At 43.8% G+C, this 23,502-nt stretch carries 21 protein-coding genes; 15 read left to right on the forward strand and 6 right to left on the reverse strand.

Translation table 11 applies throughout. The annotated features are described in order from the left end of the window. Nucleotides 1–1,140, reverse strand: coding sequence for a 5-(carboxyamino)imidazole ribonucleotide synthase (locus B2248_RS11340; RefSeq protein ID WP_273179296.1), 1,140 nt, complete (start codon nt 1,138–1,140; stop codon nt 1–3). 119 nt (nt 1,141–1,259) lie between these two features. Next, nucleotides 1,260–1,751, reverse strand: coding sequence for a 5-(carboxyamino)imidazole ribonucleotide mutase (gene purE / locus B2248_RS11345; RefSeq protein WP_007144183.1), 492 nt, complete (start codon nt 1,749–1,751; stop codon nt 1,260–1,262). Between the two features lie 229 nt (nt 1,752–1,980). Between purE and gltB the strand changes: the two genes are divergently transcribed. The 3 genes from gltB (at nt 1,981) to hemE (ending at nt 9,078) form a co-directional block, all read left to right on the forward strand. Beyond that, nucleotides 1,981–6,465 (forward strand): glutamate synthase large subunit, encoded by a 4,485-nt coding sequence (gene gltB, locus B2248_RS11350; RefSeq protein WP_273179298.1) that lies wholly within the window; start codon nt 1,981–1,983, stop codon nt 6,463–6,465. A gap of 23 nt (nt 6,466–6,488) precedes the next feature. Next, nucleotides 6,489–7,892 (forward strand): FAD-dependent oxidoreductase, encoded by a 1,404-nt coding sequence (locus tag B2248_RS11355; protein ID WP_273179300.1) that lies wholly within the window; start codon nt 6,489–6,491, stop codon nt 7,890–7,892. Nucleotides 7,893–8,013: 121 nt separating this feature from the next. Further along, complete coding sequence (gene hemE, locus B2248_RS11360) at nt 8,014–9,078, forward strand: uroporphyrinogen decarboxylase (protein ID WP_273179302.1); 1,065 nt, start codon at nt 8,014–8,016, stop codon at nt 9,076–9,078. A gap of 80 nt (nt 9,079–9,158) precedes the next feature. Here the strand turns inward: hemE and B2248_RS11365 are convergent, their stop codons facing one another. From B2248_RS11365 to B2248_RS11375, 3 genes are all read right to left on the reverse strand, one after another. Then, nucleotides 9,159–10,430 (reverse strand): ammonium transporter, encoded by a 1,272-nt coding sequence (locus B2248_RS11365; RefSeq protein WP_273179304.1) that lies wholly within the window; start codon nt 10,428–10,430, stop codon nt 9,159–9,161. Between the two features lie 18 nt (nt 10,431–10,448). Further along, nucleotides 10,449–10,787, reverse strand: a complete 339-nt coding sequence (locus tag B2248_RS11370) for a P-II family nitrogen regulator (RefSeq protein ID WP_007144177.1) — start codon at nt 10,785–10,787, stop codon at nt 10,449–10,451. A gap of 62 nt (nt 10,788–10,849) precedes the next feature. Beyond that, nucleotides 10,850–11,602, reverse strand: a complete 753-nt coding sequence (locus tag B2248_RS11375; RefSeq protein ID WP_273179306.1) for a TorF family putative porin — start codon at nt 11,600–11,602, stop codon at nt 10,850–10,852. Nucleotides 11,603–11,899: 297 nt separating this feature from the next. On the opposite strand from B2248_RS11375, the gene lgt reads away from it, so the two are divergent. After that, nucleotides 11,900–12,682: a prolipoprotein diacylglyceryl transferase gene (lgt, locus tag B2248_RS11380; protein WP_273179309.1), complete on the forward strand. Its 783-nt coding sequence runs from the start codon at nt 11,900–11,902 to the stop codon at nt 12,680–12,682. Here lgt and B2248_RS11385 read toward each other — a convergent pair. After that, the gene (locus tag B2248_RS11385) at nt 12,669–13,022 is read right to left on the reverse strand and encodes a diacylglycerol kinase (protein ID WP_007144174.1); all 354 of its coding nucleotides are present in this window, start codon (nt 13,020–13,022) and stop codon (nt 12,669–12,671) included. The genes lgt and B2248_RS11385 overlap by 14 nt on opposite strands. Before the next feature lie 102 nt (nt 13,023–13,124). On the opposite strand from B2248_RS11385, the gene mnmG reads away from it, so the two are divergent. The 11 genes from mnmG to atpA form a co-directional block, all read left to right on the forward strand. Next, complete coding sequence (gene mnmG, locus B2248_RS11390; RefSeq protein ID WP_007144173.1) at nt 13,125–15,008, forward strand: tRNA uridine-5-carboxymethylaminomethyl(34) synthesis enzyme MnmG; 1,884 nt, start codon at nt 13,125–13,127, stop codon at nt 15,006–15,008. After that, on the forward strand, nt 15,008–15,637 hold the full coding sequence (rsmG, locus tag B2248_RS11395) for a 16S rRNA (guanine(527)-N(7))-methyltransferase RsmG (RefSeq protein WP_273179311.1): 630 nt from the start codon (nt 15,008–15,010) through the stop codon (nt 15,635–15,637). The genes mnmG and rsmG overlap by 1 nt, the downstream gene beginning before the upstream one ends. A gap of 8 nt (nt 15,638–15,645) precedes the next feature. Further along, nucleotides 15,646–16,422: a ParA family protein gene (locus B2248_RS11400; protein WP_007144171.1), complete on the forward strand. Its 777-nt coding sequence runs from the start codon at nt 15,646–15,648 to the stop codon at nt 16,420–16,422. Nucleotides 16,423–16,437: 15 nt separating this feature from the next. After that, nucleotides 16,438–17,298: a ParB/RepB/Spo0J family partition protein gene (locus B2248_RS11405; protein WP_273179313.1), complete on the forward strand. Its 861-nt coding sequence runs from the start codon at nt 16,438–16,440 to the stop codon at nt 17,296–17,298. 296 nt (nt 17,299–17,594) lie between these two features. Beyond that, nucleotides 17,595–19,454: a methyl-accepting chemotaxis protein gene (locus tag B2248_RS11410; RefSeq protein ID WP_273179315.1), complete on the forward strand. Its 1,860-nt coding sequence runs from the start codon at nt 17,595–17,597 to the stop codon at nt 19,452–19,454. Nucleotides 19,455–19,663: 209 nt separating this feature from the next. After that, nucleotides 19,664–20,038, forward strand: coding sequence for an ATP synthase subunit I (locus B2248_RS11415; protein ID WP_007144168.1), 375 nt, complete (start codon nt 19,664–19,666; stop codon nt 20,036–20,038). A 7-nt stretch (nt 20,039–20,045) separates the two neighbouring features. Continuing rightward, nucleotides 20,046–20,948 (forward strand): F0F1 ATP synthase subunit A, encoded by a 903-nt coding sequence (atpB, locus tag B2248_RS11420; RefSeq protein WP_273179318.1) that lies wholly within the window; start codon nt 20,046–20,048, stop codon nt 20,946–20,948. Nucleotides 20,949–21,006: 58 nt separating this feature from the next. Continuing rightward, the gene (gene atpE, locus B2248_RS11425; protein ID WP_007144166.1) at nt 21,007–21,240 is read left to right on the forward strand and encodes a F0F1 ATP synthase subunit C; all 234 of its coding nucleotides are present in this window, start codon (nt 21,007–21,009) and stop codon (nt 21,238–21,240) included. Between the two features lie 41 nt (nt 21,241–21,281). After that, nucleotides 21,282–21,752, forward strand: a complete 471-nt coding sequence (locus B2248_RS11430; RefSeq protein ID WP_007144165.1) for a F0F1 ATP synthase subunit B — start codon at nt 21,282–21,284, stop codon at nt 21,750–21,752. A 12-nt stretch (nt 21,753–21,764) separates the two neighbouring features. Continuing rightward, nucleotides 21,765–22,298: a F0F1 ATP synthase subunit delta gene (locus B2248_RS11435; protein ID WP_007144164.1), complete on the forward strand. Its 534-nt coding sequence runs from the start codon at nt 21,765–21,767 to the stop codon at nt 22,296–22,298. Between the two features lie 26 nt (nt 22,299–22,324). Next, on the forward strand, nt 22,325–23,502 hold a 1,178-nt coding region (atpA, locus tag B2248_RS11440; RefSeq protein ID WP_286723082.1), incomplete at its 3' end, for a F0F1 ATP synthase subunit alpha.

Below are 23,502 nucleotides of genomic sequence, written 5' to 3' on the forward strand. Positions count from 1 at the left end.
TCAATCTGCTTTTAATTTTTCAAAACAAGTTTCGGCTTGTTGCATGGCTTGATCAACTGTTTCAGCCAGAACATTGAAGTGTCCCATTTTACGACCAGGTCGTGCTTCTTGTTTACCATATAAATGCAGTTTGATATTTGCTTCTGATAGTAATGTTTCCCAGTGAGGCTGGCTGTTGCCCCATACATCACCTAATAAGTTCACCATGACGACTGGGGTGAGCAGATCACAATCTCCGGCGGGTAAGCCGCATAACATACGAACTTGTTGTTCAAATTGTGATGTATGGCAGGCATCAAGTGTGTAATGACCAGAATTATGAGGACGGGGCGCTATTTCATTAGCAATGATTTCGCCTGATTGACTGACAAAAAACTCTACAGCCATAGTGCCCACGTAACCTAGCCCTTTAGCAATATCATTCGCCATTTGAATGGCCTTTTGCGCTTGTTCAGCATTGACGGAGGTGGGGACTGTCGTTGTATGCAAGATACCATTCACATGGACATTTTCTGCAACTGGAAAATTAATAATGGTGCCGGTTTGACTTCTGGCCAGAACCACGGAGATCTCTTTGTCCAAATCAATTCGTTGTTCTAAAACACACTCTTTTTCACCTAGTGCTTCAAATCCGGCGTAAACATCTTCAATCGTTTTGCAGGGGATTTGGCCTTTGCCATCGTAACCAAAGGTCGCTACTTTCAGGATAGCTGGAAAACCAATGACTTTTTCAGCTTCTGCGATATCTTGTTGCTGACGGATGGCGAAAAAAGGCGCTGTTTGAATACCGAGAGAGTCGATGAAGTTTTTCTCAACATTACGGTTTTGCGTTGAAGCTAAGGCTTTGGATGATGGATGAACAATGGTTTTTTGCTCAAGAAAAGCTAATGTTTGCGCAGGAATGTTCTCAAATTCGGTAGTGATGGCAGTACAGAGCTTTGCCATATCATCTAATGCTTTTTCATCATCGTAAGCAGCACAGATATGCTGATCAGCAATAACACCAGCCGGACTTTGTGGATCGGGATCGAGAACCACAACCTTATAGCCCATGATTTGAGCAGCAGAGGTAAACATGCGGCCAAGTTGACCTCCACCCAGCATACCTAATGTTGAACCGGGTAAAATCTGTGTATTCATCATTGACCTCTATATTAATGTTAGCGAGTCGAAAATAAGCGTTGTATTTGATTTGTCTATGGGTAATTAGCGTTTGATATTGATTAAAAACTAATCAACAGGCTTTATTCATCCATGTATTATTGAGGGGGGAGGGTCATCTCAACAACAGTTTGGTGTTGTTTTTTGCGAAACGCATCCAGTTTCGCTGCCAGATGAGCATCATTCACGGCGAGTTGGGCGATAGCAAACAATGCCGCGTTAGCTGCGCCAGCTTCACCAATCGCAAATGTGGCGACGGGAACGCCTTTAGGCATCTGTACAATGGATAACAGTGAGTCTTGACCTTTAAGATACTTGGATGGGACTGGAACACCTAAAACAGGAACGATAGTACTAGCGGCAAGCATACCAGGTAAGTGCGCTGCGCCACCTGCACCTGCTATAATGCAAGCAAGTCCCCGCTGTTGGGCCGTTTCTGCGTATTCCGTCAATAAGTCTGGCGTACGATGAGCCGAAACAACTTTGGCTTCATAGCTGATGCCAAATGCCTCTAGTTGCTCAACTGCTTTTTGCATAACGGGCCAGTCACTGTTGCTGCCCATGACGACACCGATTAAGGGTTTGTCCATGATCGTTCCGTTGTTCTCGTCAAAAACAGTGCATTTTAGCTATTTTATTGAAAATAGGAAAATTTAACGCTCATATTTTGCCAAGGAAGGTATCGTAATAATTGAATGGCAAGGTATCCATCGTTATAATAGATGATCCTTTCTGCCGTATTTGGTCAACGCTCCTCGAAGATGATTTCCGAATACCGCCGGGCTATCCGACGGGTGAGCAGTGACGGCGCTAACTAATATGAAGGTACGTGACGTGAGTCAGCCAACAGAAATGAATCAAGGTCTCTATAGACCGCAATTTGAACGTGATAACTGTGGTTTTGGCCTAATCGCCCAGATGGACGATAAAGCTAGTCATTGGTTAATCGAAACAGCAATTGAAGCCTTAGGTAATCTTACCCATCGCGGCGCTATTGGTGCTGACGGAAAAACGGGAGATGGCTGTGGTTTACTGCTGAAGAAGCCAGATAGCTTTTTCAAAGCCATTGCAGAAGAGCTCGGCTATAACTTATCTGCTTTATATGCAGTGGGTATGGTTTTTCTTTCGCAAGATGAAGCGAAAGCGGAATTTGCGCAAAAAGCTGTTGCTCAGAACTTAGCTAAGCAGGGATTAGAGGTTCTTGGCTGGCGAGACGTGCCGGTAGATCCTGAATCAGCCTGTGGCCAACAAGCATTGACGTCACTACCTGTGATGCGTCAGGTTTTTGTAAATGCTGGCGAAGGCATGTCTGAAGCTGATTTTGAACGTCAACTCTATATTGCTCGCCGTCTTGCTGAAAAAGCCGTGGCAGATGACAGCGACTTCTACATCCCGACTTTGTCTTCGCATGTTGTCTCGTACAAAGGTCTGGTAATGCCGTCGTACCTGCCGGTATTTTATAAAGATTTGAATGACAAACGCATGGAAACGTCTGTGGCTGTTTTCCATCAACGTTTCTCAACCAATACCTGGCCGCAATGGCGACTTGCCCAACCTTTCCGTTACCTTGCTCATAATGGTGAGATCAATACGGTACAGGGTAATCGTAACTGGGCTCTGGCACGTGGTGCCAAGTTTGCCACTTCACTGATTGAGAATATGGATGACATTCGTCCATTAGTCGGCACTTCGGGTTCAGACTCATCCAGTATGGATAATATGCTGGAAGCTCTATTAGCAGGTGGCGTTAGTTTATTCCGTGCGATGCGTTTGATCATTCCACCTGCGTGGCAAAATGATCCAACCATGGATGCTGATTTAAAAGCATTTTATGACTACAACTCAATGCACATGGAGCCATGGGATGGTCCTGCTGGTGTAGTAACTACCGACGGTCGTTATGCCGCCTGTACCTTGGATAGAAATGGCCTACGTCCAGCGCGCTACATAATCACTAAAGATCGTCATATCACACTGGCTTCTGAAGTTGGTGTTTACAAATATGAACCAGAAGATGTTATTGCTAAAGGTCGTTTGAAACCTGGGCAAATGCTGGCTGTTGATACACAAACAGGTGAGTTATTGATGCCGGAAGACATCGATAACATGCTGAAAACTGCTCAGCCATATCGTCAATGGTTAGAAAATAATCTGCAAAGATTGTCTGATGCGGCTGATGATGAAACTGGTCCAACACTTGAAGGTGATGAATATCAGGTTTATGAAAAGTTATTCAATATCACGTTTGAAGAGCGCGATCAGGTCATCCGTGTTTTAGGTGAAGCCGGTCAGGAAGCGATTGGTTCAATGGGCGACGATACCCCGTTCCCTGTTTTATCCAAACAAGTCCGTTCGGTTTATGACTACTTCCGCCAACAGTTCGCGCAAGTTACCAATCCACCTATTGATCCACTTCGCGAAAATATTGTCATGTCACTGGAAACGTGTTTCGGTGAAGAACGCAATATGTTTGAAGAAGGTGAAGACCATGCACAACGTGTTGTGGTTGAATCACCTGTATTGTCTGAAAGCCAGTTCCGCCAGTTATTGGCAATGGGTAAGGACAATGCTGAATACGAGTCAATCATCTTATCTTTGAACTATGATCCTGCTGTCGGTCTTGAAGCAGCTATAGATGAGCTTTGTGATAAAGCGATTAAAGCTGTTGCTGACGGTACAGTCGTGATTGTGCTGAGTGATCGTGATATTGCCAAAGATAAATTGCCAATTCATGCTTTATTAGCAACGGGTGCGGTGCATCAGCGTCTGATTCAAGCTGGCTTACGTTGTGACGCTAATGTCATTGTAGAAACGGCAACAGCACGTGATCCACATCATTTCGGTACCTTATTAGGTTATGGTGCGACGGCGATTTATCCATATCTTGCCTACGCTTGCCTGAACGACATGATTCATACCAATGAAATTAGAGACTTGGATCGTGCAGAACTGTGTCGCCGTTACCGTAAAGGTATCAATAAAGGCTTATTTAAAATTACCTCAAAAATGGGTATTTCCACGATTGCAAGTTATCGTGGCGCCCAGTTGTTTGAAGTGGTTGGTTTAAACGATAGTATCGTTGATAAATGCTTTACAGCCACCACTAGTCGCGTCAGTGGTTCGACTTTTGCTGACCTTCAAACAGACGATGAAAAACTGGCAAAACTGGCTTGGAATCAACGTAAAAAACGTGGTCAGGGCGGTTTGCTCAAGTTTATTCATGGTGGTGAATATCACGCCTACAATCCAGACGTTATTGCGACCTTACAAAAAGCGGTTCAAGGTGGTAACTACGATGATTATAAAGCCTATGCCGAACTGGTTAATGATCGTTCACCAATGGTGTTACGCGACTTAATGAAGGTCAAACTGGCTGACAAACCACTTGAATTGAATCAGGTTGAAGATATCAGCAATATCCTGAAACGATTTGATAGTGCGGGTATGTCACTGGGTGCATTATCTCCAGAAGCACATGAAGCCCTTGCTGTGGCAATGAACAGACTGGGTGGCCGTTCAAACTCTGGTGAGGGTGGTGAAGATCCGGATCGTTTTGGTAATGAACGCGTTTCAAAAATCAAACAGATTGCTTCAGGTCGCTTTGGTGTAACGCCTCACTACCTGGTTAATGCAGAAGTGCTGCAGATCAAAGTAGCGCAAGGGGCTAAACCCGGTGAAGGTGGACAGTTGCCTGGTGGTAAAGTTAATCAAATGATTGCCACATTACGCCACTCAGTGCCGGGTGTGACATTGATTTCACCGCCACCGCATCATGATATTTATTCAATTGAAGATCTTGCGCAATTGATTTTTGACTTAAAACAGGTCAATCCAGATGCGCTGGTCTCTGTGAAGCTTGTATCACAGGCGGGTGTGGGTACCGTCGCTGCTGGTGTGGCCAAGGCCTATGCTGACCTGATTACTATTTCTGGTTATGACGGTGGTACTGGTGCAAGCCCGCTGACCTCAGTGAAATATGCTGGTGGACCTTGGGAATTAGGTCTGAGTGAAGCACATCAGACATTGCGTGCTAATGACCTTCGTGACAAAGTCCGTTTGCAAACAGATGGCGGTTTGAAAACGGGTCTGGATGTGATTAAAGCGGCGATTTTAGGTGCCGAAAGCTTTGGCTTTGGTACAGGACCAATGGTGGCACTGGGTTGTAAATACTTACGAATCTGTCACTTGAATAACTGTGCAACTGGTGTTGCAACTCAAAATGAAAAGCTGCGTACACAGCACTTTATTGGCTTACCACAAATGGTAATGAACTACTTCCAGTTTGTTGCTCGTGAAACACAAGAATGGTTAGCTAAATTAGGTGTAGTAAGCCTACAGGACTTAATTGGTCGTACTGACTTACTGGAGTTATTACCAGGTGAGACAAGCAAACAACATAGCCTGAATCTGGCTCCGTTGTTGTCATCTGCAGGTGTACCGGCTGACAAACCGCAGTTCTGTCTAGAGCCTAAAAATGAACCTTATGATAAAGGTGAACTGGCTGAACAAATGGTGGCGGATATTAAAGAAACCATTGTTAATAAAACAGGCGGTGAGTTTAGCTACCAGGTACGTAATGTTAACCGTTCTATCGGTGCGCGCTTATCGGGTGAAATTGCCAAGCTTTATGGCAACTATGGCATGGCCGATAAACCTATTCGCCTGAAATTGACTGGGTCTGCAGGTCAAAGCTTTGGTGTATTCAACGCCGGTGGTCTTGAAATGTATCTGGAAGGTGACGCCAATGACTACGTTGGTAAAGGTATGGCTGACGGTAAGATTGTCATTTATCCTTCGCCAGAAAGTGAGTTTGAAACACAGGAAGCCAGCATCATTGGTAATACTTGTCTGTATGGTGCAACAGGTGGAGCGCTATATGCTGCAGGTCGTGCTGGTGAACGTTTTGCTGTTCGTAACTCAGGAGCCACTGCCATAGTAGAAGGTGTTGGTGACCACGGTTGTGAGTACATGACAGGTGGTGTTGTCGCTGTATTAGGCGAAACAGGGCTGAACTTTGGTGCTGGTATGACAGGTGGTCTCGCATTTGTATTAGATAGTGATAATACGTTTGCTGAGCGTTATAACAAAGAACTAGTCGAGCTAGTTAGAATCGACAGCCCTGAAATGTCAGAGTTATCACTCTATCTCAAAGGTATGATTGAAGATCATGTCCGTGAAACAGGTAGTGTGTGGGGACATCAATTGCTGGATGCGTTTGAACAACGCATTAAAGAATTCTGGTTAGTTAAACCTAAAGCAGCAGCAATCGATGGCTTGTTAAAACTTGCTACTAAAGCGGCATAAGTCCAGAGACTAAGATAATAATTATGGCAAAAAATACATTTCAGTTTTTAGATGTGGGGCGTTTTGACCCAAAGAAGCTTGATGCTGACGTTCGGATCAAACAATTTGGCGAAATTTATGGCAGTTTTGACTCCGATTCTTCAGCAGAACAAGCAGACCGCTGTTTAGAGTGTGGTAATCCTTACTGTGAATGGAAATGTCCTGTTCACAACTATATTCCTAACTGGTTGAAACTGGTTAGTGAAGGCAATTTAGAAGAAGCTGCTGAGCTATCTCATGCGACTAATACCTTGCCGGAGATTTGCGGCAGGGTTTGTCCTCAAGACCGTCTGTGCGAAGGTGCATGTACGTTAAATGATGGTTTTGGTGCTGTGACTATCGGTTCTGTCGAAAAATACATCACCGATACAGCCCTGGAACAAGGCTGGCGACCAGACATGTCTAATGTGACTGATACCGGGAAACGTGTAGCTATCATTGGTGCAGGTCCGGCAGGTTTAGGCGCTGCTGATGTGCTGGTGCGTAATGGTGTTAAACCGGTTGTGTTTGATCGTTACCCAGAAATCGGTGGTTTGCTTACCTTTGGTATTCCAGAGTTTAAATTAGAAAAGCAAGTTGTTAAACGCCGTCGTGAAGTATTGGAAGGTATGGGTGTTGAATTCCGTTTGAACACGGAAGTCGGGAAAGACATTGATTTTCAAGATTTAATTGATGAATATGACGCCGTATTCCTGGGAATGGGAACATATACCTACATGAAAGGCGGCTTTCCTGGTGAAGACTTGCCAGGTGTTTATGAAGCACTGCCTTTCTTAGTGGCGAACAACAAGCATTTGTTGGATATCCCTACAGATGATTATGTATCAATGGAAGGCAAACGAGTTGTGGTCTTGGGTGGTGGTGATACCGCAATGGATTGTAACCGTACTTCTATCCGCCAAGACGCTGTAAGTGTAACGTGTGCCTACCGTCGTGACGAAGAAAATATGCCGGGTTCACGCCGAGAAGTAAACAATGCACGTGAAGAAGGCGTTCAGTTTTTATGGAATCGTCAACCAGTAGAAATTGTGGGTAATGGAAAAGTAGAGGGCGTTAAAGTGGTGACCACCGCTTTAGGCGAAGCTGATGAACGAGGTCGTCGTCGTCCTGAGCCCGTGCCTGGTAGTGAAGAAATTATTCCTGCTGATGCCGTTGTTATTGCTTTTGGTTTCCGTCCAAGCCCGGCACCATGGTTTGAGAAATTTAATATTTCGATTGATGATGGCGGTCGTGTTGTGGCACCGGCTGAAGCAGCCATTAAGTACCAAACAACTAACCCAAAGATTTTTGCCGGTGGTGATATGGTACGTGGATCTGATCTGGTTGTTACTGCTGTGTGGGAAGGTCGGCAGGCTGCAGAAGGTATTCTGGATTTCTTAGACGTATAATCACTGATCTACATCATTAAACAATAAGGCTTTTTCATACGGGTATAGGGCTTCCTGTATGATGAAGCCTTTTTTATATCTATCATTCTTAAAAATAGGTTCAGCTATTCAGGAGTCAATTGTGAGCAGTCTAAAAAACGATCGTTATCTCAGGGCATTACAAAAGCAACCGGTAGATAAAACCCCGGTTTGGGTCATGCGTCAGGCTGGTCGTTATTTGCCTGAATACCGTGAAGTCAGACAAAAAGCGGGCAATTTTATGACGCTTTGTTCTACCCCTGAATTGGCTTGTGAAGTTACCTTACAACCACTTAGACGCTATGACCTTGATGCCGCTATCATCTTTTCAGATATCTTAACTGTACCTGACGCGATGGGTCTAGGACTGCATTTTGTCACGGGTGAAGGGCCAAAGTTTTCTAAAACAATTCAAAATGCACAGGATATAGCTAATCTTGCAGTACCTGATATGGAAGATTCTCTTGGCTATGTGATGGATGCGATACGTCTGACCAGAAAAGAACTCGATGGCAAAGTACCACTTATCGGTTTTAGTGGCAGCCCTTGGACTCTGGCGTGTTATATGGTGGAAGGTGGAAGCAGTAAAGACTTTGCAAAAGTAAAAGGCATGATGTTTGATGCACCAGATCAAATGCATGCTTTACTAAATGTATTGGCTGAGTCGGTTATTGACTATTTAAACGCTCAAATTGAAGCGGGTGCTCAAGCTATTATGTTATTTGATACCTGGGGCGGCACATTAAGTCCTGAGAATTACAAAGCATTCTCATTAGCTTATATGGACAAAATCGTTAATGGTTTGATTAAAGAATCTGAAGGGCGAGAAGTTCCTGTGACCCTGTTTACCAAAGGTGGTGGCCAATGGCTGGAATGGATGGCTGAGACCGGTGTGAATGGATTAGGACTGGATTGGACGACAGATATTCGTTCAGCAAGACAGCGTGTCGGTGATAAGGTGACGTTACAAGGCAATATGGACCCATGCGTTTTATATGCATCACCCGATCGTGTTGAACAAGAAGTGAGTACGATTCTTGAAGCTTATGGTAACGGAACAGGCCATGTATTTAACCTTGGTCATGGTATTCACCCATCGGTGAACCCAGAGAATATGGCAAGACTCGTTGATTCTGTACATCGATTAAGTGAAAAGTACCATCAGTAGCTATTATTGATATCACAAAAATAAAAAAGGGCAAGTAATGAATACTTGCCCTTTTTATTTATTGAGTTTGCCTAAGTGGCTTATTTGCCAGTGTTAGTAAACTCTGGGTACGCTTCCATACCACATTCAACGTAGTCAACGCCTTCGTACTCTTCTTCTTCAGAGACACGCAGACCCATCACAGCTTTTAGGATACCCCAGACGATCAAGCTGGTAACAAATACCCAGACAAAGATAGTTGCTGCACCAATCAACTGACCAGAGAATGAAGCATCACTGTTTGTTAAAGGCACTGCTAACAGACCCCACAGACCAACGGTACCGTGAACAGAGATCGCACCAACAGGATCGTCGATTTTCAGTTTGTCTAAGAAGACGATTGAGAAGACAACGATGATACCGCCGATAGCACCGATGATAGTCGCCATTAATGGTGATGGAGTATCAGGACCTGCAGTGATAGCAACAAGACCTGCTAATGCACCATTAAGAATCATAGTTAAGTCGGCTTTACCGAACATGATTTTAGCCACAATAAGGGCAGCGATAACACCACCAGCTGCAGCAGCATTGGTATTCAGGAATACCATGGCAACTGAGTTTGCACTGGCAATATCACCCAGTTTTAATACAGAACCGCCGTTGAAACCGAACCAACCCATCCATAAAATGAATGTACCTAATGTTGCCATTGGCAGGTTAGCACCTGGGATTGGGTTAATTTCACCGTTAGGACCGTATTTACCTTTACGTGCACCAAGTAATAATACGCCTGCAAGTGCTGCAGCAGCACCAGCCATATGCACGATACCTGAACCAGCAAAGTCTAAGAAACCAAGGTCACCAAGGTTGTACATACCGAAGACATCGTTACCACCCCAAGTCCATGAACCTTCCATTGGGTAAATAAATGCAGTCATTACGATAGCAAAACCAGCGAATGCCCATAATTTCATACGTTCAGCAACTGCACCAGAGACGATAGACATGGCTGTTGCAACGAAAACTACTTGGAAGAAAAAGTCTGAAGCAGCTGAGTAAACAGAGCCGCCATCAAAACCATTTTCAGCAGAAGAAGCTAAAGCGTCTGCAACTAATGTTTCACCGCCATCGATTCCAGCAAGGAAGATGCCGCCACCATACATGATGTCATAACCAACAACCAGATAAGCTGTACATGCAATGGCAAACAACATCACGTTTTTGGTTAAGATTTCAGTCGTATTTTTTGCACGAACCAGACCTGCCTCTAACATTGAGAAACCGGCGGCCATCCACATGACAAGAGCACCCATTACTAAGAAGTAAAAGGTATCCATGGCATATTGGAGTTCGAAAATTTGATTTTCCATATTATCTACTCCCCAAGCTTACAGTGCATCAGGACCGGTTTCGCCTGTGCGAATACGGACCACTTGCTCTAATGGATAAACAAAGATTTTACCGTCACCAATTTTGCCAGTGTTAGCACCTTTGATAATGGCTTCAATCACTTGTTCGACGATATCGTCATCAACGGCGATCTCCAGTTTCAACTTAGGTAAAAAATCAACGACATACTCAGCACCACGATATAACTCTGTGTGGCCTTTTTGACGTCCAAAACCTTTTACTTCAGAAACGGTCAATCCTTGTACACCGATTTCGGAGAGAGACTCTCTGACATCATCAAGCTTGAAGGGCTTAATAATTGCTACAACTTGTTTCATAAGCGTATTTCCTTCTGTAGAAAACCTACCCCCTCAACATCGAGGGGGTAGTTGTGAGAAGTTTAGAATGATGTACTAACGCTAGCTACGAAGCGATCGTCAGATGTTCCTTCACCAGCTTCAAAATCTTTACCGTCACTGTTGGTTCCAACATAAGCTATTGACCAATCTAAGCCTACAAATGGTTTACTCAGACCGATTGTGTAGTCAACATAGCTATCGGCTAAGTTTGTGCCTGGGGTTTTGTTTGAGAAATCATTACGTTCAGAATCAGTATAACCAACAGCAGCATTAAAGCCGATACCGTATGGTAGTTCATAGTCAAATGCTAAGTTGTAATACACTTCATCAACATCATGACCACTTCCATCAGGAATATCACTTGTATATCCGATCATTGCTGTGAAGTAGCTATATGACAAAGAACCACGAAATTCAGTGTAGTCACCATCAGAACCGCTTGTGCCAGGGTATGTGTAACGTAAAACAGATACATCGTAGCCTACACCTGAGTCACCGAATTCGTTAGCAAAACCAGCATAAAGATCAATTTCAATACTGTTGTCTGCACCAGTTGAAATGTTTGATGCCCATGTACCTGCATATAAACCAGAAGAATGCGAGTAGTCAAAGCTACCTTGAATGGCTGGGTCTTCGTCTGTCAACGAAATACCACGGAAGATGTAATCGCTAAATAAGCCTACTGATGCACTAACTGAATGCTGACCGTCTTCACTTTCCCAAGCCATTGCTGATGATGCAGCAAACATTGATGATGCTGCTAGTGTAAGAGCCGAAATTGTACGTAATTTCATTATGGTGTTACTCCTCGGTTTTAAAATGTTTATTAGTCTTTTTTGAATCCATGCGTTGGTCTTTTGCAACACTTTGTATTCAGACTACAACAACAAGAGCAGAATATGTGCCAACTTTACAAATTTTATATAAAACAGATATATAGAAGGTATGCTGACAGTATGAATATGAGGATTGTGATCAAATTGGTGCGATAAATTTGACGCTGCGTCCAAAATGGTGCAGGAATGATTTTATCTTTCGCGTTATATGCACTGAATTGGTATGATTGCTGTACTTTATATAGAGTGACACAGATGACGTATCCCCAAATTGATCCTATCGCCTTAAGCATTGGCCCTCTGCACATTCATTGGTATGGGTTGATGTATCTATTTGGTTTTTTGTTTGTGTGGTTGCTAGGTCTTTACCGTGTAAATAAAACAGACTGGACCCGACAACAATTAGAAGACTTACTTTTTTATGGTGCGGTCGGTGTCATTATTGGTGGTCGTTTAGGCTATGCCATTTTTTATGACTTGCAGACTAACCTGGAAAACCCACTGAATCTATTCAAAATCTGGCAGGGCGGTATGTCGTTCCATGGTGGTTTACTGGGTGTGCTGACAGCTTTTTGGTGGTTTGGTAGAAAAACCGGGAAATCTTTTTTTGAGATCAGTGATTTTATTGCACCGATGGTACCGATCGGTTTGATGTTCGGTCGCATTGGTAACTTTATTAATGGTGAATTATGGGGAAAAGTCAGTGATGTACCCTGGGCCATGATTTTTCCAGGTGCAGGGCCATTACCAAGACATCCTTCACAGCTTTATGAAGCGGCATTAGAAGGTGTCTTGTTGTTTATCCTTTTATGGTGGTTCTCTTCTAAACCGAGACCGAAAGCGGCGGTTTCTGGTTTGTTCTTGCTGGGATATGGATTTTTCCGCTTTATCATCGAGTTTGTTCGTATTCCTGATGCTCAGTATGGCTATTTAGCGTTTGACTGGTTAACGATGGGCCAAATTCTCTGTTTACCGATGATTGTGTTTGGCATCTTATTAATGGTGGCATCTTATAGAATGGATGCTAAAGCAAAATAGTCAGCCAGGTAGCAGTAGCAATCAAGATGGTCATTAACACAGCAAAAGAACCATAGTCTTTAGCTCGGCCAGATAATTTGTGTTTATCTGTACTGACACGATCAACAACAGTTTCAATGGCCGAGTTCAATACTTCAACGATCATCACTAAAACAACACTGGAAATCATCAGTAACCGTTCGACCGCGGTGACATCAAGATAAAAGCTGATAGCGGTTAAAAAAACAAACGCAAAAAACTCCTGACGAAAGGCTTCTTCGTGTTTCAAGGCTGAGATCAGACCTTGCCATGAATAGACCAGAGCGAAGAGTAAGCGCTTAATGCCACGGTTTTTTTCCATAATGTCCTCAGTGGTTCGTAAGATAAACGTTTGAATTATAGGCAAACATTATTAACAGCATGTTAAAATTACCCTCTTTATTTTTTAGATTGTTGGTGTGATATGAGTTTCCAGGATCATTACGAGGTCATCGTTGTTGGCGGTGGTCATGCCGGGACTGAAGCGGCTTTAGCGTCTGCACGTCAAGGTGTGAAGACACTACTATTGACGCAAAACATCGAGACACTGGGGCAAATGAGTTGTAATCCGGCAATCGGTGGTATTGGTAAAGGTCATCTGGTCAAAGAAATTGATGCCATGGGCGGGATTATGGCAAAAGCCGCTGATAGAGCGGGTATTCAATTTCGTACATTGAACTCCAGCAAAGGACCCGCAGTAAGAGCAACACGTGCTCAGGCCGATCGTATTCGTTATAAAGCGGCAGTGCGGGCTTACCTGGAAAATCAACCCAATCTATATATATTCCAGCAACCAGTCGATGATCTTGTTGTGGAAAATGATCGCGTTGTTGGTGTAGTGACACAAGCGGGTTTACGCTTCTCTGCTAAAGCCGTTGTGTTAACTGTGGGGACTTTTCTTGGCGGTTTAATTCATATTGGCTTACAACATCATCAAGGTGGTCGCGCTGGAGATCCTGCTTCCATTGCTTTATCCCAACGCCTGCGTGCTTTACCTTTTAGAGTTGATCGCTTAAAAACCGGTACACCACCACGTATTGATATCAATAGTATTAATTTCTCAGAACTGACCGAACAACCCGGTGATACACCGACCCCTGTTTTTTCTTTCTTAGGTAAAACTGAGCATCATCCTCGACAAATCTCTTGTTTTATCACGCATACCAATGAACGTACTCATGATGTGATTAGAAATAACCTGGACCGCTCGCCTATGTATAGCGGCGAGATTGAAGGTATCGGCCCGCGTTATTGTCCTTCAATAGAAGATAAAGTCGTTCGTTTTGCTGATCGTCAGTCCCATCAGATTTTCCTGGAGCCAGAAGGTCTGGAATGTGGTGAAGTCTATCCCAACGGCATATCAACAAGCCTGCCGTTTGATGTGCAATATGAAATTGTCCGTTCGATGAAAGGTTTGGAAAATGCGCACATTACCAGACCAGGTTATGCGATTGAGTATGACTTCTTCGACCCACGTGATTTACATCCCTGGTTAGAAACCAAACACATGGCTGGATTATTTTTTGCTGGTCAGATTAATGGTACAACGGGTTATGAAGAAGCTGGTGCACAAGGTCTGATTGCAGGTCTTAATGCGGGATTGCAGGCACGTGGTGAAGAACAGTGGTATCCGCGTCGTGATGAGGCCTATATGGGCGTACTGATTGATGATTTAATTACATCGGGTACTCGTGAGCCCTATCGTATGTTCACCAGCCGCGCTGAATATCGTTTGATGCTTCGCGAAGACAATGCGGATATCCGCCTGACACCAATTGCCCGTCAACTTGGGTTGGTAGATGACGAGCGCTGGGCGGTATTCAATGAGAAGCAGGATGCTGTCGCCAAAGAAAATGCCCGCTTGGACAGCTATAAGTTTGTACCGGAAAAAGTGGATCAAGAAAGAGCTGAACAAGTCTTAGGTGAGAAACTGAATAAAGTTGCTTCAGCAAAAGAATTACTGCGACGCCCGAAAGTGGATTATGCAGGACTGCTTGATTTGATGGGCGAGGAACAGGATATTGCTGATGATGTAGCTGAGCAGGTGGTGATCCAGGCTAAATATTCGGGTTACATTGATCGTCAGCAAAATGAGATCGAACGTTTGCAACGCCATGAGAACACAGAATTGCCACTGGATATGGACTATAAAAACGTTCGTGGTTTGTCTAATGAAGTTCGTGAGAAACTAGAACAGGCAAGGCCAGGAAATTTAGGTCAGGCTGCACGAATTTCAGGCGTGACGCCCGCCGCAGTCTCACTATTATTAGTGCATTTAAAGCGTAGCGGAATGAGCGAAGCGAGTTAATGCTTGAGCAAAGTCTATTAAACCAGTTAGACCGTGGATGTGAGTTACTTGGACTAACGTTAGCCGACGAACAATGCCAGAAACTTGTCGCTTACGTGATGTTGTTACATAAATGGAACAAGGTATACAACCTGACTTCCATTCGCGAGCCTGAGCAAATGATGGCCCGTCATATTATTGATAGTCTCTCGGTCTTGCCTTATATCACATCAACATCATTATTAGATGTAGGGACCGGAGGAGGCTTACCTGGTGTGCCCGTTGCTATCTGCCAACCGCAAACGCGGGTCACCTTACTTGATAGTAACTCAAAAAAAACGCGTTTTTTACAACAAGTCAAAGCAGAACTTGCCTTAGATAATGTCACGGTTGTGCATGGGCGTGTAGAACAGGTATCTTTACCTAAATTTGCTATTATCACGGCTCGGGCATTTGCCAGTATTGATGACATTATTCAGCTTGCCGGTTCTCATTGCGAAGAAGGTGGCAGATTAGTGCTGATGAAAGGCACTTATCCAGAAGAAGAATTAGCATTTGAATCTACAGACTTTCACTTGCACGATGTCATATCTTTAAACGTGCCTGAGTGTGATGGTGAAAGACATTTAGTAAGACTTATCAAGGATTAAGACTAAGTATGGGCGATATCTTTGCGGTGACCAACCAGAAAGGAGGGGTGGGTAAAACGACCACAACAGTTAATCTGGCAGCGTCACTGGCCGATTATGGTAAAAAAGTCTTGCTCATTGATCTTGACCCGCAGGGAAATGCGACAACAGGATGCGGGTTGGATAAAAATCAGATAGAAAACAGCAGTTATGAAGTAATCATGGCTGAGGCGCGTGCAGTTGATGCCATTATTCGACCCGATGAGATTGGCTTTGATGTCATGCCAACCAATGCTGATTTAACGGCGGCTGAGGTCGAGTTACTGGAGATTAAGCTGCGAGAGCATCGTTTACGTCTTGCGCTTGAGTCAACACGTGATAAGTATGATTACATTCTGATTGACTGTCCGCCCTCATTGAGTATGCTTACCGTCAATGCGTTGGTTGCAGCACAGGGTGTTTTGATTCCGATTCAATGCGAATATTATGCTCTTGAAGGTTTATCGTCATTACTGAAAACGATTGAAAGGGTAAAACAGAGAGCCAACCCCAATCTGGAAGTCACCGGATTATTAAGAACCATGTTTGATGCTCGGAATAATCTTGCCAATGAGGTTTCTCGGCAATTGATTAGCCATTTTGACGCAAAGGTTTTTCACTCGATTATTCCAAGAAACGTCAGGTTAGCTGAAGCGCCGAGTTATGGATTACCTGTATTGAATTATGACCGGGCCTCTAGAGGGTCGATTGCTTACATGGCGCTAGCCAGTGAATTTATGCGACGACAAAAGCAAAGTGCTAAATGACAAGGTTGATAGAGAATGAGTAAAAAAAGAGGTTTGGGACGAGGGCTAGATGCCTTGCTTGCAGATGTTCATCAGGAAGAAAACGCAAATCTAGATGATAGTTTGCAACATTTTCCTCTTGATATGATTCAACCGGGCAAATATCAGCCACGTATTGATATGTCTCAAGAGTCTCTGGAAGAACTGGCAGACTCTATCCGTGCTCAGGGACTAGTCCAGCCAATTGTTGTTCGTCCTATCGGTCAAGGTAAATATGAAATAGTGGCTGGTGAACGCCGTTGGCGAGCGTCTAGAATGGCGGGGCTTGTGGAAGTACCCGTATTAATTCGTGACGTGTCTGACAGAAGTGCCATTGCCATGGCCTTGATTGAAAATATTCAGCGTGAAAACCTCAACCCGATGGAAGAAGCTAATGCTTTATTCCGTTTGCGTGAAGAGTTTGAAATGACCCATCAGCAGGCGGCTGAAGCGGTTGGTAAGTCTCGTGCTACGGTGACTAATTTATTGCGATTACGTAATCTGAATGATGATGTTAAACGTATGCTGGAAAATGGCGATATTGAGATGGGTCATGCCCGAGCCTTACTGGGGCTTGAAGGTACTGTTCAATCAGAAGCGGCTAAGCAAATTGTAGAAAAGGTATTGTCTGTCAGAGAAACAGAACAGCTGATCAGACGCATTCTAAAGCCTTCACCAGAGAAAAAAGCTGAGCCAGTTGTCATGCAAGCGGATATCGAAGAGCTAGAAAAGCGAATTGCCAATAAGTTAGGCAAAGGAATTAGCATAAAACATCGAGCTAATGGTAAAGGTAAGCTTGTTTTTGATTATGCCAACATTGATGAGTTAAAAAATCTGATGAAGCAAATCGGTGCATAAGCTGCTTATTTTCTGAATTGACTCAGTGAATGCACAAAAAATGAAACTTTGCATTCCTCTGGTGCGTTAACCACGGTTGATGAGCAATAAGTCTTGTTAAATATAATTTCATCCTCAAAAAAAGATTGATATCTAAATTCATTAAAATTTAGAGACTCAAAGGTGAGTGTGCGCTTACTTTTTTATGGTTTAACTGATTGGTATTAGCTATTTTTAAAGTCTAGAAAATATAACCAGGGATTGGACTGGCTATTGCATAAACCAAATACATGCCCATGTATTTGGAATATTAGCCAATGAGTTTATTAAGAAGAATTCTTAGCAATCCTGCTTCTAAACAGTCACTGGAAGATACACAAGTGATGGAAGCCCCTGTTGAAGAGGTGGCTTTTAGTGAAGATGAAAAACGGTTCTACCGAGCTTTACAGTTAGTCAGCTCTCAAACATCACAATTATCACGCCAGATTTTTCGTGCTTTGGAAGTACAAGACAACTTTTTATCTGAAATCAGTCAGCGAACAAGCAAGCTCGATGCTGAACTGAATATGGCAAATGATTATCTAAATAGCTCAAACTCAACGGTAGGTGCTTTACAGTCACAAATTGATGTTGAAGTGAAAGAGGTAAACACTTCTGTTAGTGAAGCGATGGAGCAGATCAGTCAGACGCTTGCCGAAAAATCTCATAGTGTTACTGACGTGTTAGACGGTATTTTAGAAATCGGAAAAGGCGTTAATTTGCTAGCCTTAAACGCAGCGATTGAAGCTGCCAGAGCGGGAGAACATGGCAGGGGGTTTGCGGTTGTGGCCGATGAAGTAAGACGACTTGCTTCTGTGACCATGGAACAGGCTCAGCAAGCAGCTAAACAGCTTGATTTCACAGTGGTCAACGATGAATTACAAAATATCAGCCAGACCAATAAACAACGGCTCGACAATTTCGTCGAGGTCATACAAGCTGCTACGGCACAATTAACGCAGCTATTCCAATCAATCAGTGATCAACTCCGACTTGTTATGAATAACACGGCCGTCATTTTTGAAACGCTGGATTTAAGTTCGGGTTCCATGGAGCGTATAAAGGGTAAAAACCGCATCATTAATGATGTTGTGGAAGAGATGAGTTCAGGTTTGGATGAGATCGATATTCAGAATGCCAATATCGACAAAGCGATAGGGGCTTTTGATAATACCTTAAAAAAATTGTATCTGGTGCCTGATGCAGCCCACGATCAACTGGATGATATTTTGAGCCGTGGAAAATTACGGGTCGCTGTTGAACCCAATTTTGTTGGTTTATCTTTTCGCGAGAAATTAGGCGAACCACTTGAGGGCTTGGATATAGATTATGCTAAGGCATTTGCCAGATATCTCGGCGTAGAGTGTGAATTTATTGAAGCACCGTGGGATATGTGTACCGAATTACTCACCGCCGGAAAGAAATTTGGTGAACCACCTGCAGATATTGTGATTAGTGCATTGCCGCCATCGGCTGAATATGACAATGTCGCTTATTCTGAAGCCTACACATACCTCCATTGGGTTTTAGCGAGACGTAAAGGTGATAATAGGATCAATGGACTCAAAGATTTGGATGGAAAAGTCCTTGGTATCATTAATGACCCGGCTGCTGTTGAATTATTAGATAAAAAGGGAATACGCTGGAGCAGCAATGAAAATAAACCTGATGGAAAGGTAATGTTAGAGAATTTAATTGCTTATTCCGATCAGTCCAGAATACATCACTGTCTTGCTGATGCTGTTGTAGATGCGTTTGGCGTCGATCTCCCAATTTATCACTGGGCCAGTAAGAACCCGGCCAGTCCATGGTATAATAAGATTGAAATTATTCCTGGCAATATTGCGGATCAGCCCTATTACTATACGATGGCTGTTAATGCCTGGGCATCAAGTTATCGTTTACTGGCAAAAGCCAATGAGTTCATTGCTTGGTTCAAAACACAAAGTGAGCGTACAGCCATTGAAAAAAGATGGCAGGGTGAACCAGTGGCTGGAAATATCAGTTATCGTGATGAAGCTGGCAATCTGATGGGTGAAGAAGAACTGAAAAAACTTTATCAGGCACATTGTGAGAAATTTAAACTGTCCCCGAAAGGACTGGCTTTGCCAACGAGACTAACACAGGAAGTTGCCTAGAAAATGGATCAATCTGAGTACAGATTAAGATATAGCTAGGATAGCCAATGATCTAAGTTGAGAACTTAGTTCCAATAGTCAGGATTCTGTATCCTGATACGAGTAGTGAATATCGTATTGAAGTCGATAATTGTCGTTGACCCGGCTAAGTATACGTCTATATAATGCCATGATTTGCTTAACGCAAAGACTAAATCCAAGTGGAAAAAATGGAACAGTTAACTAGATTGCAACCACTCAAACGTGTTGTGTGGTGGCAAGTTGCCATGTGGGCACTAGTTGTACTTTTCGCCTCTTGGTCAAGTGGTTTTGAGAGCGCAATTGCGGCTGGTTTTGGCAGCATCATTGCAATCATCAATACGCTCTTGATGATTTGGCATATCCTGCGAGCAGTGGAGACTGCAAGAGCAGATGCCGAGAGAAATTTAAGTAGAGCATACAGATGTGTAGCTGAACGCTGGCTGAATACGATTGTAATGTTTACCACTGGCATTATTTTGTTAGAGATGAATATTGTAGCGTTGATGCTTGGCTTTACAGCGACACAGATGATGTTGTTTATGGGACATACTAACCGGGCTTGAAACCGACATGGCTAGTGAAACAATTACTACATCAGAATATATCAAGCATCACCTTCAGAATCTGACGTTTGGTCAGAAACAAGTACAAATTGAGCCTGGAGTTTGGGCTCCGAACGGCGACTGGGGCTTTGCTGCCTCAGCAGAAGAAGCCGCTAAAATGGGATTCTGGGCAATTAACGTCGATACGATGTTTATGTCTCTCCTATTAGGCGCACTGATGATGTGGTTTTTCCGCAGCGCTGCTAAAAAAGCTTCTGCTGGTATCCCTACCGGCATGCAAAACTTTGCTGAAATGATTATCGACTTCATCGATGACACTGTGAGAGGGTCTTTCTCCGGTGGTAAAAATAACCTTGTAGCTCCTCTTGCTCTGACCATTTTCGTCTGGATATTCCTGATGAACTTAATGGACTTACTGCCTGTTGATTTGATTCCAATGGCGGTGGCTCAAGGTGCTGCGGCAATGTTTGGTGCAGATCCGCATCATGTGTTCTTTAAAATCGTACCTTCAACTGATCCAAATGCCACATTAGGCATGGCGCTGTTAGTGTTTGCCTTAATGCTGTTTTACAGCTTTAAGATTAAGGGTACAGGTGGTTTCCTGGGTGAATTAGCCTTCCAGCCTTTTGGTAAATGGGCACTGCCAATTAACTTGATTCTGGAAACCGTTACATTATTGTCAAAACCGTTCTCATTAGGTTTACGACTGTTCGGCAATATGTATGCCGGTGAAATGGTATTCATCCTGATTGCGACTATGTATAGCGCAGGTATTGTGATGGGATCTTTTGCTGGTCTGTTACAGATCGGCTGGGCGATTTTCCATATTCTGATTATCACGTTACAGGCATTTATCTTTATGGTGCTGACAACGGTATATCTGGATATGGCACATCAAGAACATCATTGATGTTTGTTGGGTTTTTAACTTTTTGTTTTTAGTCTTTACTTTTTTGTAGGAGAAAAAAATGGATATGGGTTTAGTTTATATTGCTGGTGCTTTGATGATCGGCTTGGGCGCACTGGGTGCTGCTATTGGTGTTGGTTTATTAGGTGGTCGTTTCTTAGAAGCTGCTGCTCGCCAACCTGAATTAGTCCCAATGTTACGTACACAGTTCTTCCTAGTTGCTGGTCTGGTTGACGCGGTACCTATGATTGCTGTTGGTTTGGCTATGTACGTTCTGTTCGCAGTGGCTGGTTAAGATTTATAACTTCCCATTAGCGATAAATTAGAGGTACAGGCATGAATATCAATGCAACCATCATAGGCCAGATGATCGCTTTTGCGATCTTCATTGCCTTCTGCATGAAGTATGTATGGCCACCTATCATGCAAGCGCTTGAAGAGCGTAAAAAGAAAATTGCTGACGGTCTGGCAGCTGCAGAGCGTGGTAGACATGAGCAAGAGTTGGCTGAAAAACGTGCACAGCAAGTGATCCACGAAGCGAAAGAGCAAGCGAATGAAATCGTTGCTCAAGCAACTAAACGTGGTAATCAAATTGTGGACGAGTCAAAAGACAATGCCCGTGTTGAAGGTGAGCGAATCCTGACAGCGGCGAAAGCTGAGATTGAACAGGAAGCAAACCGTGCTCGTGACGAGTTGAAGTCACAAGTTGGCAGTATTGCGCTGGCAGGTGCCAGTAAAATTGTCGGCCGTGAAATTGATGAAAAGGCACACACCGATTTGCTTGACGAATTGGTTAGCCAAATCTAGAGGAATGTTAGGATGGCAGAAGCAATAACCATCGCTCGTCCCTATGCCAACGCGGTATTTTCTATCGCGCAGGAAAAAGGCGAGTTGAAGGCGTGGTCTGACCTGCTTGCGGTTTTAGCACAATGTGTTTTAGAACCAGAAATGCAATCCATTATCACTAGCCCTGCAGTAAGTGACGAGCAGGCTGTTGATTTGTTGGCAGAGATTGCTGGCGATGCAATGACAGCCGATGCACGCAACTTTCTGTTGTTGTTGGCAGAAAATAACCGTCTGTTATTACTGACAGATATTACCGTTCTCTTCGAAGCATTACGTGAAGAAGCTGAAAAATTAATGACTGCTGATGTAATTTCAGCACGTCCTTTGACGGAAGAGCAGGCCGCAAAAATTTCTGCCGCTCTGAAAGCACGTCTGGGCCGTGACATTACATTAAACACGACCATTGATGAAAGCTTACTGGGTGGTGCAATTATTCGAGCAGGCGATATGGTAATCGACGGTTCTGCCGTGGGTAAACTGAACAGACTGGCCAACGCTATTACATAAGCGGCCCGTTTATAGAGGAAACAGAGATGCAACTGAATTCAGCAGAAATCAGTGACCTGATCAAAAAGCGTATCGAAAGCTTTGAAGGGGCCACTGAAGCGCGTACAGAAGGTACCGTAGTCGGTGTTACCGACGGTATCGTTCGTATTCATGGCTTAGCAGATGTGATGTCAGGGGAAATGCTTGAATTCCCAGGTAACACGTTTGGTATGGCCCTTAACCTTGAGCGTGACTCAGTAGGTGCCGTTATTCTGGGTGCTTACCAACACATTTCAGAAGGCGACAAAGTTAAATGTACTGGTCGTATTCTTGAAGTACCAACAGGCGAAGCACTGTTAGGTCGTGTTGTTGACTCACTAGGTAAACCAATTGATGGTAAAGGTGATATCAATGCAGAAAGCTCTTCTCCAATTGAGAAAGTAGCGCCTGGCGTTATCGCTCGTCAATCGGTTGATCAACCCATCCAAACTGGTTTGAAATCAGTTGACTCTATGATTCCAGTCGGTCGTGGCCAGCGTGAGCTGATTATCGGTGACCGTCAAACTGGTAAAACAGCGATTGCTATCGACACCATCATCAACCAAAAAGGTACAGGCGTTAAATGTATCTACGTGGCTGTTGGTCAAAAAGCGTCTTCTATTGCTAACGTTGTGCGTAAATTAGAAGAACACGGTGCCTTAGATCACACTATCATCGTTGCTGCTTCTGCATCAGACTCTGCTGCGCTGCAATTTATTGCACCTTATGCTGGTTGCTCGATGGGTGAGTACTTCCGTGATAAAGGTGAAGATGCTCTGATTATTTATGATGACTTAACTAAACAAGCATGGGCATACCGTCAGGTATCTCTGTTGTTACGTCGTCCACCTGGTCGTGAAGCTTATCCTGGTGACGTTTTCTACCTTCACTCACGTCTGTTAGAACGTGCTGCACGTGTTAACGCAGACTACGTTGAAAAAGAAACTAACGGTGCTGTAACTGGTAAAACAGGTTCATTAACCGCATTACCAATCATCGAAACACAAGCGGGTGACGTTTCTGCATTCGTTCCGACTAACGTAATTTCGATCACTGACGGTCAGATCTTCCTAGAAACTGACTTATTCAACTCAGGTATCCGTCCTGCGATTAACGCGGGTCTATCGGTATCTCGTGTTGGTGGTGCGGCTCAGACTAAAATCATCAAGAAACTGGGCGGTGGTAT

Origin of the sequence: Methylophaga sp. UBA2012 (assembly GCF_002335235.1) — a bacterium.
GTDB classification, from domain to species: domain Bacteria; phylum Pseudomonadota; class Gammaproteobacteria; order Nitrosococcales; family Methylophagaceae; genus Methylophaga; species Methylophaga thalassica.

Coding starts and splice junctions, on each gene's coding strand:
- mnmG (WP_007144173.1), top strand. CDS start 13,125: ATGAGTTTCCAGGATCATTACGAGGTCATCGTTGTTGGCGGTGGTCAT.
- atpB (WP_273179318.1), top strand. CDS start 20,046: ATGGCTAGTGAAACAATTACTACATCAGAATATATCAAGCATCACCTT.
- B2248_RS11430 (WP_007144165.1), top strand. CDS start 21,282: ATGAATATCAATGCAACCATCATAGGCCAGATGATCGCTTTTGCGATC.
- B2248_RS11435 (WP_007144164.1), top strand. CDS start 21,765: ATGGCAGAAGCAATAACCATCGCTCGTCCCTATGCCAACGCGGTATTT.
- B2248_RS11385 (WP_007144174.1), bottom strand. CDS start 13,022: ATGGAAAAAAACCGTGGCATTAAGCGCTTACTCTTCGCTCTGGTCTAT.
- B2248_RS11340 (WP_273179296.1), bottom strand. CDS start 1,140: ATGAATACACAGATTTTACCCGGTTCAACATTAGGTATGCTGGGTGGA.
- gltB (WP_273179298.1), top strand. CDS start 1,981: ATGAAGGTACGTGACGTGAGTCAGCCAACAGAAATGAATCAAGGTCTC.
- B2248_RS11415 (WP_007144168.1), top strand. CDS start 19,664: ATGGAACAGTTAACTAGATTGCAACCACTCAAACGTGTTGTGTGGTGG.
- B2248_RS11410 (WP_273179315.1), top strand. CDS start 17,595: ATGAGTTTATTAAGAAGAATTCTTAGCAATCCTGCTTCTAAACAGTCA.
- B2248_RS11355 (WP_273179300.1), top strand. CDS start 6,489: ATGGCAAAAAATACATTTCAGTTTTTAGATGTGGGGCGTTTTGACCCA.
- B2248_RS11400 (WP_007144171.1), top strand. CDS start 15,646: ATGGGCGATATCTTTGCGGTGACCAACCAGAAAGGAGGGGTGGGTAAA.
- purE (WP_007144183.1), bottom strand. CDS start 1,751: ATGGACAAACCCTTAATCGGTGTCGTCATGGGCAGCAACAGTGACTGG.
- B2248_RS11375 (WP_273179306.1), bottom strand. CDS start 11,602: ATGAAATTACGTACAATTTCGGCTCTTACACTAGCAGCATCATCAATG.
- rsmG (WP_273179311.1), top strand. CDS start 15,008: ATGCTTGAGCAAAGTCTATTAAACCAGTTAGACCGTGGATGTGAGTTA.
- B2248_RS11365 (WP_273179304.1), bottom strand. CDS start 10,430: ATGGAAAATCAAATTTTCGAACTCCAATATGCCATGGATACCTTTTAC.
- atpE (WP_007144166.1), top strand. CDS start 21,007: ATGGATATGGGTTTAGTTTATATTGCTGGTGCTTTGATGATCGGCTTG.
- B2248_RS11370 (WP_007144177.1), bottom strand. CDS start 10,787: ATGAAACAAGTTGTAGCAATTATTAAGCCCTTCAAGCTTGATGATGTC.
- lgt (WP_273179309.1), top strand. CDS start 11,900: ATGACGTATCCCCAAATTGATCCTATCGCCTTAAGCATTGGCCCTCTG.
- B2248_RS11405 (WP_273179313.1), top strand. CDS start 16,438: ATGAGTAAAAAAAGAGGTTTGGGACGAGGGCTAGATGCCTTGCTTGCA.